The organism is Actinokineospora auranticolor, assembly GCF_041897805.1.
In the GTDB taxonomy this organism is placed as follows: domain Bacteria; phylum Actinomycetota; class Actinomycetes; order Mycobacteriales; family Pseudonocardiaceae; genus Actinokineospora; species Actinokineospora auranticolor.
Genome location: NZ_CP154825.1, coordinates 4,625,881 through 4,637,681, shown reverse-complemented (window position 1 = coordinate 4,637,681; position 11,801 = coordinate 4,625,881). Strand labels below are relative to the sequence as shown.

Below are 11,801 nucleotides of genomic sequence, written 5' to 3'. Positions count from 1 at the left end.
CGCCGGGTCAGCTCGCGTCCCGGATGGCCAGGGCGCGGTGCGGGCGGACCACGCGGGGACCGGGGACGGCGCGCAGCGGGGCGGCGGCGCGGCCCTCGCCGCGCATGGCCGCGAAGTACGCGCGCTCGGTCTCCTGGTTCGGCCGCACGCCCAACTCCTCGGCGAGCCTGCGGGTGCACATGTCGTGCCAGCGGCGCACCGCGGCCAGCTCGCCGAAGCGGCCGTGCGCGCTCATCACCATCTGGTAAGCCGACTCCCGGTACGGGTCCAGCTCGATGGTGCGCCTGCACCAGCGGACCAGCTGGTCGAAGTCGCCGACGCGGGCCGCCTCGGTGCTGAGCCGGTCCAGCGCCCGCAGCGCCAGCGACTTGCACCACTCGCGCTGCTCCACGATCCAGTCCGCGCTGTCGCCGGGCAGGAAGTCGCCCTGGTACACCTCCATCGCGGCCCGGTACGCCGCGACCGCGCGCGGGGTGTCGCCGACCTTGTCCGCCGCGCGACCCGCCTCGACCATGGCCTCGAACTCGTCGACGTCGACGGAGATGCCGTCGGCGTAGAGGGCGTAGCCGAAGTCCTGGTGCACGATCCGCACACCGCTGGTGTTGGTGCCGTCGGGGCTGGTCTGCAGGATCTGCCGCAGCGCGTGCATGGCGACCTTGAGCGAGCTGGAGTTCGGCGACCAGTCGCTGTGCGGCCACAGCACCTCGTGCAGCTTGTCCCGCAGCACCACCCGGTCGCGGTGCACGAGCAGGTACTGGAAGAGGCTGCGCGCCTTGCCCGCGCGCCATTTCCGGACCGGTCGGCCGTCCAGGCGCAGCGAGAAGGAGCCGAGGAGTGTCACGGAAACCCGGACGGCGGTGCTGGCGGTCATTGGTGTTCCTCCCCCAACAGGCGCTGCCGATGCGGTCGGCAGGTGCGTACAGTGCGAAGCTATCCCCAGGTCAGGGCGGTTCCAAGGCGGTTACGACCGGGGGTGGAGCAAGTGTGGTCCAAGGGGGTAGCGGCACTGTTACCTTGGTCGTAGCGCAGGATGTGCCGTGCGGTCGCTTCCGGCGGTCGCGAAACATCGGCCACTATTGGCCATGGTCATTTACCCTGGCGTGACGAACCTGTTCGGATTCGACTCTCCCAAGGCGAACACCGACGCCGCGACCGGCATAGCCGCCCGGGGGATTTCCACCACCCGGGCGATACGACTGGCCCTGCGCGAGGCGCGATGGACCGTTCAGCTTATGTACCTGCTCCGATTCGCCATCGGCGCGCGCTTAGCGGACCCGTCGGGTCTGCTCTTGTGGCACACCTCCGTCGGAATGCTGGCCTGGTTCGCGGTGTGCGTGGCCATCTACGCGCTGAACGGGATATCCGATGTGGACGGCGACCGGCGCAACGGCTCGCGCAGACCGATCGCGACCGGCGCGCTGCCCGTTCCCGCCGCGTGGCGGGCGGTCGCCTGCCTGTCCGTCGTCGGGGTGGCCGCCGCGGCGCTGGTGTCGGCGGCGCTGGTGCTGCTGACCGTGCTGATGCTCATGCTCGGCTGGGCCTACTCGTTCGGCCCCCGGCCGCTGAAGAACAGCGTGCCGGGGCTGGTGTTCAGCGGCACTGCGCTGGGCGCGCTGACCTACCTGGCGGGCGCGGTGGCGGTGCGCGGGCCGGTGCCCGGGGTGGACATGGTGGTGTTCGCGCTCGGACTGTCGCTGTGGATGGGTGTGGTGGGCACCGCGACCAAGGACCTCAAGGACGTCCGGGGGGACCGGCTCGCGGTGCGCCGCACGCTGCCCATCCTGCTCGGCCCCGAGCGCGCCACGACCCTGGCCCGGGTGCTCGCCGTCGGCTACGGCGCGGCGTTCCTCCTGGTGTCCACGGCGTTCGCCCCTGGGGTTGCCCTCCCGGCGCTCTGCGTGCTCGCGGGCGGCATTATGCTCGCCGCCGCGCCGTGGGTGCTCCAGCGGACGCGGAAGTCGCCGCGGCCGGATTGCGGTAAGGATGTCTACCGCGTTTATATGGTCACTCAGTACGTCGCCAACCTGGCATTGCTGGTGTGATATTCACCGATCGGCGCGGTGATCCGTAAACGGCATGGGGCGGTAGGGTGGAGGGCCATGACGCGGAACTCGGCCGAGGGTGGGGGCGAAACCGGGAACGGTCTCACCTCCGCCGTGCGAGCCCGGATTCTCGACACCTATCTCGACCGGTTGGCGGACCTGGGTAACCCGATCGCAGGCAACCCGGAGTGGCTGGGGCAGGCCATGCACCAGGCGGAGGCGGTGCTCACCGACCTGGCCCGCGCCGACCTCGGTGGCGTGCGCGGCTACGACCGCTCGCACCTGGCGCTGGACCCGCTCAGCGCGGAGATCGGCGGCGAGCGCGCGGTCGCGGGCATCCACCCCACGGAGTCGCTGCACGCGGCCACGGTGCTGTTCTCCACCGTCATCGACGAGATCGTGCCCGCCGGGACCGCGGACCCGCGCGCGGTGATCGCGCTGAGCGAGGCGCTGCACGCCGCGATCATGCGGCGGGTGGGGGTGGCGACCATCTCCTACGCCGGGTTCCTGTTGAAGAAGGTGCACAACTCGCACCTGGAGGAGCGCCACCGCATGGCCCGCGAACTGCACGACCGGGCCGCGCACGCGGTCGGCGTGGGGCTGCAGAACCTGGAGCTGCACGACATCTACATCAACGACCAACCGGAGCGGTCGGCCGCCAAGCTGGAGGTCGCCAAGGGCGCGCTGCGCGAGGCGCTCAAGACGGTCCGGGCGCTGTCGGCCGAGCTGGGCAGCGCGGTGGGCGCGGACGGGCTGGTCGCGGCGCTGGGCAGGTACCTGAAGGTGAGCGTGCCGCCGGACATCGACGTCCGCTTCACGTGCAGCGGCGACGACCAGACCGTGCCCGACACCTACCGCGAGGAGGTCTACCTGGTGCTGCGCGAAGCGGTGCGCAACGCGTTGCTGCACGGCGACCCGGGCAGGCTCGACGTGTGCGTCGACGTCGAGGCCCGCGGCCTGCACGGCGTGGTGCGCGACGACGGCGACGGGTTCGACGTGGCGCGGGTGCGGCAGGAGGACCGGGGCGTGGGCCTGACCTCGATGCGCGAGCGGGTCGCCCTGCTGGGCGGCACACTGACGATCACCAGCGCGGCGGGTCGCGGCACGACCGTCGACATCCGCGTGCAACTGCCGGAGGTGGTCCGGTGAGCGGGCCGGGTTCCCAGGACGAGGTCGCGATCGTGGTCGTCGACGACCACACCCTGTTCCGCGAGGGCCTGCGCGAGATGCTGCTGACCGACCCCCACTTCCGCGTGGTCGGCGAGGGCGCGTCGGGCACCGACGCGGTCGCCTTGGCCGAGCGGTTGCAGCCGGACGTGGTGTTGCTGGACGTCGAGATGCCCGGCCCGGGCGCGCGGGTCACGATCAGCAGGCTCCGGTTCGCGGCGCCGTTCACCAGGATCGTCATCCTGACCATGCACGACGACCCGGTGCTGGTGCACGACCTGCTGGAGTCGGGGGCGTCGGCGTACATGGTGAAGACGGTCGCGAAGGACGAGCTGATCGCCGCCGTCCGCTCGGTCACGAGGGGTGACGGCAACGTCGTGGTCTCGGTCTCCCGCACCACCATCGAACGCCTGGACCGCCAACAACCGGCGGGCAAGGTCGTCTCCGAACGAGAACTCGAAGTCCTCAAACTCCTGGCGAAGGCCAAGAGCAACGCCCAGATCGCGTCCGAGCTGTTCATCACCCCGGGCACGGTGAAGCGCCACCTGACCAACATCTACGCCAAACTGGGCGCGGTGTCCAGAATGGACGCCGTCCGCAAGGCCACCGCCGCCCGACTGATCAAGGGCGTAGAGGACTGAGCGGTACGCAAGGGACGATCACACGACCCGGTGACCCGCCTCGGCGAGGAGGACGGACAACGACCCGGTCCCACACCCGAGGTCCGCGACGGCCGAACCCGTGGGGATCAGCGGCAGCAGCAACTCCGCCCACGCCGCCCGCACGACGGGATCCCGGAGCCCGTGGTCGGCCTCGTCGTCGAAGGTCGCGGCGTGCTGGTCCCAGAAGGCGCGTGTCTGCTCCGGCATTCCCGGATTCTGCCCTCGCCCGATGCGCGCGGTTTCGGCCGATCGGGTGGCTCCGGTAACGAGCGCCGAGGCGGGCGCGTCTGAAGGGGCATGGGGGATAGGGGAGTGCCGCGGGTGGTGGGGGACGTCGCCGTCCCGCGTGGGGCGGGGGTTGTGGTCGTGCCGGTGGCCGCGGTTGTCCACGGGCGGAGTCCGACGGTGAAGGTGTCCGTGCAGGCGGGGACGGAAGACGGCGCCTTGCTGCCCGCCTCAACCCCGCCTGCCGACCGGGCTCCTACCGGGCCGTCGCCGAGTTCGCCAGGACCCGGGAACCGAGGGTCTGCCTCGACCACCCCGGCCAACCCCCCGCCTTCGTCGCCTACACCCCTTCCCCGACCCACTCCCACGTCCTCTGCCTCACACCCAACGCCCCCTAGCCGCAATGCCGGTCGGTTAGGTGGTTTCGGCTGGTCGGCGGCGGTGTCGGGTCTTGCTGGGCGGGGTGAGGGTGATGTTCGAGTGAGGTGGTCGGCTGTTTCGGAGTTGTTGTCGGTGTCGTGCGCGTTTGACCGGGAAGTTGCTCATTTTCCGTTTGATCACCCGCGGGTAGCTCCGGTGGCGGCGTTCCGGGTTGATCTCGCTGCCGACCTCGATCAGCAACATCCGATAGTGGTCATCGCTGTGCGTGAGGGGGGAAAGATCCCGGCGCCCAGATACGGGACCGGATGACGCGTACCGTGTTTTTGTGTGAGATCCGATCAGGATCGAGCTTCGCGTGATCGGCGGCGTCGACCTGCACACACATCGTGGCGTAGTGCACCGCCAGATGCGCCCAGAACTCCTGCCGTACCCCGTCGGGCGATTTCGACCGGAAGATCTTCTCGGTATTGAGTTGGACACTCTTGATCTGTTTGAGGAAGCCCTCGATGTCCCACCGTTCGTGATAGAGCGCGGCCAGTTCCTTCGCGGGCGCCAGAAGCGGGTCCAGGATCGTGGTCACCAACCGATACACCTCCTCCGTCCACGGCAATCGGTACTCGATCAGCCGTAGCCGGAAAGATGGTTGGCCCGAACTCCTCGGCGGGGTGATCTCGGCGATACAGGAACCGTCCGATAGTCTCTCCACCGGCCGTGGGGCGAGGTTCGCGGTCACTCTCCACAGCAGGTCGGCGCCGGTATCCACGGCCTTGGCCCAGCGACGGGACGAGTAGATGTGCCGGTCGGCCAACACCAGCATGCCCGGCCGCAATGAAGAGAACATCTCCTCGATCAACATCGTTTCCGCGGCGGCATAGCCATCCATCCGGGCATCGAATACCGCGTGGGTTCCCAACTCGACCACACACGCCGCTTGAATCTGAGGATACGCCGTCTTTCCCTCGCCGCGCCCTGAACCGGGTCGCCCGAACTCGCGATCGTTCTCCTCGGTATCCGGCACCGTGAACGTCGTCCCGTCAACCGCTGTCAACAACCAATCCCCATACCACGCGCCTATCGTCTCCCGGCACGCTCTCGGTCGTATCACCGCCCGCACCGCGGTCTCCATCGGCTCCGAACCCAGACGACGACGAGCATCACCGATCGAACCGGTCGTCGGTACCCGATAGCCCTGCCCTCCACGACCGAACGCCGACATGAGAATCTTCATCGTCGACCGGTACGACTCATTCGGGAAAAGACACAAAGCAAGCGTGAAATAGAAGACCAACCGAGCAGGCAATGCGCGGGTCCGCTGTTCCCGACGCCAATACTGGTCAATGACCCGATCGACCAACTCCACCGGAAACATCCGAGTCAGCACACCAACCGCAGCCCGGTCGGCCAGACCGCCGCCCTCGCGCACACCCAACCCAAGATCCACCACAGCAGGCTACAGCCCCGCCATGACCTAACCGACCGGCATTGCCCCTAGCCGACCAGAGCACCCAACCGGTGCAGTCCACTGTAGACCGCCGATAGCCGCGACACCGCCCGGTCCCCGGCGATCCCCACCCCCCACTTCGTCCGCCGACCCGCCCGCACCTGGCAGAACGTCGCGCACGCCGACGCGGGCGTCGCCGACGGTTGCTCGATGACGTCGAGCACCTGCACGCGAACCCCCGTCCGCTCCGCGAGCCGTGTCAGCACCTCCTCGGGGTCCAGCCCCATCCAGCGCTGGTCGACCGGGGGCAGGAAGTGCCGGGCGAACATCCGCCACAGGGCGGCCGGGTCCAGTTCGCCGCCGCGGTCGTCCATCTCCCGCCCGACCGCCTCGGCCAGTTCCACCTGCACGCCCCTGGGCAGCTCCAGCCCGTGCTCGGTGCGCATCAGGTACGCCAGCCCGCCCTTGCCCGACTGGTTGCTGATCCGCACCAGCGCCTGGTAGTCGCGCCCGATGTCGTGCGGGTCGATCGGCAGGTACGGCACCTCCCACAGCGGCGACCCGCTCTCGTCGCGGTCGCGCAGGCCCTTCGCGATGGCGTCCTGGTGCGAGCCCGCCAGCGAGGTGTACACCAGCTCGCCCGCCCACGGGTGCCTGCAGGCCACCGGGATCCGGGTGCAGCGCTCGGCCACCCGGCGGATGTCGTCGAGGCCGCCGAGCTCCAGCCGCGGGTCGATGCCCTGGGAGAACAGGTTCATCGCCAGGGTGACCAGGCAGACGTTGCCGCTGCGCTCCCCGTTGCCGAACAGCGTGCCCTCGACCCGGTCCGCCCCGGCCAGCAGCGCGGCCTCCGCGGCGGCGACCCCGCAGCCCCGGTCGTTGTGCGGGTGCAGGCCCAGCAGGATCCGGTCGCGGAATACCAGGTTGCGGTGCATCCACTCGATGCGGTCGGCGAACTCGTGCGCGGGGAACGCCTCGACGGTGGCGGGCAGGTTGATCCGCACGTCGTCGTCCGCGGTCGGCCGCCACAGGTCGAGCACCGCGTTGCAGACCTCCAGCGCGAACTCGGGCTCGGTCTGGGTGAACGACTCCGGCCCGTACTGCAGCGACAGCCGGGTCCCCGGCAGCCCGTCCCGCAGCCGCATCGACAGCTCGGCCCCGTTGAGCGCCAGCCGCTTCACCTCCGCGCGGGTCGCGCGGAACACCACCCGGCGCTGCACGGTCGAGGTCGGGTGGAACACCTGCATGATCGCGCGCGGCAGGCCGCGCAGGGCGCGCACGGTCTCGGCGATCAGGTCCGGCCGCATCGGCACCAGGACCTGCGGGGTCACGTCGTCGGGCACCTCGCCGGAGCGGGCCAGCCAGCGCACGAAGTCGTGGTCGGCGCGGCAGGACACCGGCATGCCGACCTCGATCTCCTTGAAACCCAGGCGGACCAGCAGCCGGAACAGCTCCTGCCTGCTCGCCATCGTCATGGGGTCCAGCAGCGCCTGGTTGCCGTCGCGCAGGTCCACGCTGCACCACAGCGGCGCCCGGGTGGCGACCCGATCGGGCCACTGCCGGTCGGGCAGGCCGAGCGGCCGGTACTGCCGGTACTTGTGCGCGGGCATCGACGACGCCCGCTGGGCGGCGGCGCTGCGGTGCCGCGCGCCGTACGGCAATCGGTTACCGGGCGGTTCCGAATTGCCCGCCGGTCGAGCGGTGGCGGGCGGTTCGGTGGTGGTCATCGTTCCTCCCCCAGGAATGGCGCAAGCGATCCGCGCGGTCATGTTCGCGGCGGTGTCGCGTGTCCCGCTTGACGCTAATGGCGATGGTTATGTCCGGGGTCGGTTGCCGAGCGGTTCTTCGCGGATTTCGTCCGTATGGCGACTATGCGCCATGCGCCATCCGGACGCCTTGTGTGGTCAGCGCGGGGCCACCCCGTGCGCGGCGCTGTCGTGGCGCAATTGCACGGGACTCCGCCGGTCGCAAAGGGACGAACGCGCCGCGTGGTCGGGCGCATTATCCGTACGGTGTGCGGAATAGTGCGGGGGCCGCTCGCCTTTGTCGGCGGACGGCCTTCGCCGCGGCCGGGAAAGAACGCCCGGCGAGATGTCTATCCGGTGATCGGGCCTATTCCGATGACGTGTCATCAATCCGTGGCCGGAGCAAGCAGAACTCGTTCCCCTCCGGGTCCCGCAGCACCTGCCACCCGTCCGGCGGATGGACGTCGTCCGCGGTCGTCGCGCCCAGGGCCACCGCCCGCGCCACGGCGTGGTGGAACGCGGTGGTCCGCAGGTCCAGGTGCAGCCGGTTCCGCGCCGCCCCGCCCTCGGGCACCAGGTGGAAGTCCAGCCGCAGTCCGAACGGCGCGACCACCGAGGCGCACGGCCCGCCGCGCGGCTCGGCCTCCTCGATCTCACCCTCCAGCAGCGCGGCCCAGAACCTGGCCAGCGCGAACGGATCGCGGCAGTCCACCACCACCGCGTGCAGAACGCTGATGCCACTGAGCCCGAAACCCCGTCCACCGAGACGCGTCATGATCGTGGAGTACCACACACCCGTCCCGCTGCCACCCTATGGTCGTGATCATGGGGGCGCGTGGGCCGCTGGCCGCGCTGCTGGGGGCCAACGCGCTCTCGGCGTGCGGGACGGCGATGACGGTGCTGGCCGTGCCGTGGTTCGTGTTGCAGACCACCGGGAGCGCGGCGCGCACCGGGCTGGTCGCGGGGGTCGAGGTGTTCGGCGCGGTCGTCGGGGCGCTCGCCGCCGGGCCGGTCGTCGACCGGGTCGGCAGACGCGCGGCCAGTGTCGCCTCGGACCTGCTCGCCGCCGCCGTCGTGGCCGCGATTCCCCTGCTGCACGGCACCTCCGGCCTCCCGTTCGCCCTCCTGGTGCCGCTCGCCTGGGCACTGGGCCTGGTCGCGGCACCGGGCGCGACCGCGCGGCGCGCCATGGTGCCCGCGCTCACCGCGCGGGCGGAGGTGTCGACCGAACGCGCCTCCGGGGCCTACGAAGGCGTCTGGCGCGGTGCCCGCATGCTCGGCGGACCGCTCGCCGGGGTGCTCATCGCCCTGCTCGGCCCACCCGGCGTGCTGCTCGTCGACGCCGCGACCTTCCTCGGCTCCGCGCTCCTGGTGCGCCTGTTCGTCCCCGCCGTCGGCGGAAAGGCCCCCGGCGGCTACGGGCACCGCCTCCGCGGCGGACTCGCCTACCTGCGCCGGGACCGGGCGCTGCGGTGGGTGGTCCTGCTCGTCTCCGGCACCAACCTGCTCGACGCCGCGTTCTTCGCCGTCCTGCTGCCCGTCTACGCCGAACGCGTCCTCGGCAGCAGCGTCGCGCTCGGCGCGATCGCGGGCGTGTGGGCGGGCGGCGGGCTCGCCGGGTCGCTGGCCTACGCCTGGCTCGGCGCCCGGCTGTCGCGCCGCTGGACCCTGGCCACCGCGTTCCTGGTCAGCGGCGCGCCCCGGTTCGCGCTGCTGGCCGCCGCTCCGCCGCTGCCGATGGCGCTGGCCGCGCTGGCGGTGTTCGGCTGCGCGGTCGGCACGATCAACCCGGTGCTCGGCGTGGTCCAGTTCGACCGGGTGCCCGACGACGTGCGGCCCGTGGTGGGCGGTGTGCTGCAGGCGGGCTCGCAGTGGCCGATGCCCGTGGGCGCCGTGCTGGCGGGCTTTGCCGTCGACGGGTTCGGGCTGGTCCCCACGCTGCTCACCGCCTCGGGGGTGTACCTCGCGATCACGCTGTGGCCCGCGTTGGCCAAGGGCTGGCGTGAGATGGACGAGGAACCGGTCGGTGCCAGGCACTAGGGTGCGGGATATGTCGACCATCGCCACCGCCGTGGACCCGGACCTGCTGCGCGCCCGCCTGGACCGGGCCCGGTCCGCCGCCGCGGCCCACGGGGCCGACGCCCTGCTCATCGCCCCCGGCTCCGACCTGCGCTACCTGATCGGCGGCAGCGGGTCCTCGTTCGAGCGGCTGACCGCGCTGGTGCTGCCCGCGGCGGGGGACGCGGTGCTGGTCGTGCCGAAGCTGGAGGCACCCGGCTACGACGGCGTGCCGCTGGCGGAGCTGGGCGTGCGGGTGGCCACCTGGGTCGACGGCGAGGACCCGTACGGGCTCGTCGCCGGTCTGCTCCCCGCGGCCACGCGCGTCGCCGTCGGCGACGTGCTGCCCGCGCTGCACGTGCTGCCGCTGCGCGACGCGCTGCCCGGCGCCGAGCAGGTCCTGGCCGGACCGGTGCTCAGCGCGCTGCGGATGCGCAAGGACGCCGCCGAGGTCGAGGCGCTGCGCCAGGCCGGTGCCGCGATCGACCGCGTGCACGCCCGGATCGGCGAGTGGCTGCGGCCCGGCCGCACCGAGGCCGAGGTGGGCGCGGACATCGCCGCCGCGATCGTGGCCGAGGGCCACGCCAAGGTCGAGTTCGTCATCGTCGGCTCCGGCCCCAACGGCGCCAGCCCGCACCACGACGTGTCCGACCGGGTGATCACCGCAGGGGACGTGGTGGTCGTCGACATCGGCGGCAGCACCGACGCGGGCTACAACTCCGACAGCACCCGCACCTACGCCGTCGGCGAGCCGCGCGACGCCGACGTGGCCGCGACCTACGCCGTGCTCGCCGCCGCCCAGCGCGCCGCCGTGGAGTCCGTGCGCCCCGGGGTGACCGCCGAGTCGGTGGACGCCGCCGCCCGCCAGCTCATCGCGGACGCGGGCCTGGGCGAGTTCTTCATCCACCGCACCGGCCACGGCATCGGGCTGGACGTGCACGAGCACCCGTACATCGTCGCGGGCAACGAGACCGTGCTGGAGCCGGGCATGGCCTTCAGCGTCGAGCCGGGGATCTACCAGGCGGGCCGGTGGGGCGCGCGCATCGAGGACATCGTCGTCGTCACCGAGACGGGGGTGGAGTCGGTCAACCACCGCCCGCACGAGCTGGTGGTGCTGCCCGCATGAGCGGCGAGCTGGAGCCCATCGACCAGGCGATCGTCCGGGAACTGGCGGCCGACGGCAGGCGCAGCTTCACCGACCTCGCCGAGCGCGTCGGGCTCAGCGTCTCCGCCGTGCACCAGCGGGTCCGCAGGCTGGAGCAGCGGGCGGTCATCCGCGGCTACACCGCGCGCCTCGACGCCGAGGCCATCGGCCTGCCGCTGACCGCGTTCATCTCCCTGTCCCCGATCGACCCGGCCGCCCCCGACGACTACCCCCAGCGGCTCGAGCACATCGAGGAGATCGAGTCCTGCTACTCGGTCGCGGGCGACTACTCGTACGTCCTGCTGGTGCGGGTCGCCTCGCCGACCGACCTGGAGGAACTGCTCCGCAAGATCCGCGAGTCCGCGAAGGTGTCCACCCGTACGACCGTCGTGCTGTCGACGCCGTACGAGGGGCGCACCCCCGCGCTGTAGATGAGGGCGATGAGCGACGAGATCAGGGATTTGGTCGTGCGGTGGGCGGCGGCCGTGCACCGGGGCGACCTGGCGGCCGTGACCGCCGACCACGCCCCGGACATCGTGATGTTCGACGTGCCCCCACCGCACGACGGCGTCCGCGGCCTGGACGCCTACCGAGCGGTGTGGCCGGACTTCTTCGCCTGGCAGGCGAGCGGCGCGGTCTTCGAGATCGTGGACCTGCACGTCACCGAGGGTGCGGAGGTCGCGTACGCGTACGCGCTGCTCAGGTGCGGCACCCCCGAGGACCTGGCCGCCGCCCCGAACACCCGCCTCCGCCTCACCCTGGGCCTGCGCAAGGACAACGGCCGGTGGGTGGTCGCGCACGAACACCACTCGTTCGCCACCTAGACGCGGCCCCGACCCGTGTCGAGTGGACGGTCTCGGACCGGGGGGCACCGCCGCCGGGCCTGAACCAGATGGTCGCGTACCACGAGGACGACACCACGACGGAAACCGGTCT

12 protein-coding genes are annotated in these 11,801 nt (G+C 71.4%); 7 read left to right on the top strand and 5 right to left on the bottom strand.

Annotation, left to right across the window (positions count from 1 at the left end):
- Positions 1-7: 7 nt before the first annotated feature.
- On the bottom strand, positions 8-871 hold the full coding sequence (locus tag V5P93_RS20480) for a BTAD domain-containing putative transcriptional regulator (RefSeq protein WP_104482946.1): 864 nt from the start codon (positions 869-871) through the stop codon (positions 8-10).
- A 229-nt stretch (positions 872-1,100) separates the two neighbouring features.
- On the opposite strand from V5P93_RS20480, the gene V5P93_RS20475 reads away from it, so the two are divergent.
- The 3 genes from V5P93_RS20475 to V5P93_RS20465 are packed head-to-tail and all read left to right on the top strand — an operon-like array spanning position 1,101 to position 3,850.
- A complete protein-coding gene (locus V5P93_RS20475) occupies positions 1,101-2,042 on the top strand; it encodes a UbiA family prenyltransferase (RefSeq protein ID WP_181043895.1) in 942 nt (313 codons plus the stop codon).
- Positions 2,043-2,099: 57 nt separating this feature from the next.
- A complete protein-coding gene (locus tag V5P93_RS20470; protein WP_104482944.1) occupies positions 2,100-3,191 on the top strand; it encodes a sensor histidine kinase in 1,092 nt (363 codons plus the stop codon).
- On the top strand, positions 3,188-3,850 hold the full coding sequence (locus tag V5P93_RS20465) for a response regulator transcription factor (RefSeq protein WP_104482943.1): 663 nt from the start codon (positions 3,188-3,190) through the stop codon (positions 3,848-3,850). The genes V5P93_RS20470 and V5P93_RS20465 overlap by 4 nt, the downstream gene beginning before the upstream one ends.
- Before the next feature lie 18 nt (positions 3,851-3,868).
- On the opposite strand, the gene V5P93_RS20460 is transcribed toward V5P93_RS20465, so the two are convergent.
- The 4 genes from V5P93_RS20460 to V5P93_RS20445 all read right to left on the bottom strand — a co-directional run bounded on the left by V5P93_RS20460 (position 3,869) and on the right by V5P93_RS20445 (position 8,438).
- Positions 3,869-4,078: a hypothetical protein gene (locus V5P93_RS20460; protein WP_245931727.1), complete on the bottom strand. Its 210-nt coding sequence runs from the start codon at positions 4,076-4,078 to the stop codon at positions 3,869-3,871.
- 652 nt (positions 4,079-4,730) lie between these two features.
- A complete protein-coding gene (locus tag V5P93_RS20455) occupies positions 4,731-5,858 on the bottom strand; it encodes an IS4 family transposase (RefSeq protein WP_374066518.1) in 1,128 nt (375 codons plus the stop codon).
- Between the two features lie 107 nt (positions 5,859-5,965).
- Positions 5,966-7,645, bottom strand: coding sequence for a 2-isopropylmalate synthase (locus tag V5P93_RS20450; protein WP_219824216.1), 1,680 nt, complete (start codon positions 7,643-7,645; stop codon positions 5,966-5,968).
- 385 nt (positions 7,646-8,030) lie between these two features.
- The gene (locus V5P93_RS20445) at positions 8,031-8,438 is read right to left on the bottom strand and encodes a VOC family protein (protein WP_104483679.1); all 408 of its coding nucleotides are present in this window, start codon (positions 8,436-8,438) and stop codon (positions 8,031-8,033) included.
- A 50-nt stretch (positions 8,439-8,488) separates the two neighbouring features.
- Here V5P93_RS20445 and V5P93_RS20440 point away from each other — a divergent pair, with 50 nt between their 5' ends.
- From V5P93_RS20440 to V5P93_RS20425, 4 genes are read left to right on the top strand one after another with little or no spacing between them, the layout of a single operon-like run.
- A complete protein-coding gene (locus V5P93_RS20440) occupies positions 8,489-9,703 on the top strand; it encodes an MFS transporter (RefSeq protein ID WP_181043979.1) in 1,215 nt (404 codons plus the stop codon).
- A gap of 10 nt (positions 9,704-9,713) precedes the next feature.
- Positions 9,714-10,847, top strand: a complete 1,134-nt coding sequence (locus V5P93_RS20435) for a Xaa-Pro peptidase family protein (protein WP_104483675.1) — start codon at positions 9,714-9,716, stop codon at positions 10,845-10,847.
- Positions 10,844-11,296 carry an Lrp/AsnC family transcriptional regulator gene (locus V5P93_RS20430; RefSeq protein WP_104483676.1) on the top strand — a complete coding sequence of 151 codons (453 nt, stop codon included), beginning with the start codon at positions 10,844-10,846 and terminating at the stop codon, positions 11,294-11,296. Before V5P93_RS20435 ends, V5P93_RS20430 begins: the two co-directional genes overlap by 4 nt.
- A 9-nt stretch (positions 11,297-11,305) precedes the next feature.
- Positions 11,306-11,689 carry a nuclear transport factor 2 family protein gene (locus tag V5P93_RS20425; protein ID WP_245931831.1) on the top strand — a complete coding sequence of 128 codons (384 nt, stop codon included), beginning with the start codon at positions 11,306-11,308 and terminating at the stop codon, positions 11,687-11,689.
- Positions 11,690-11,801 lie beyond the last annotated feature (112 nt).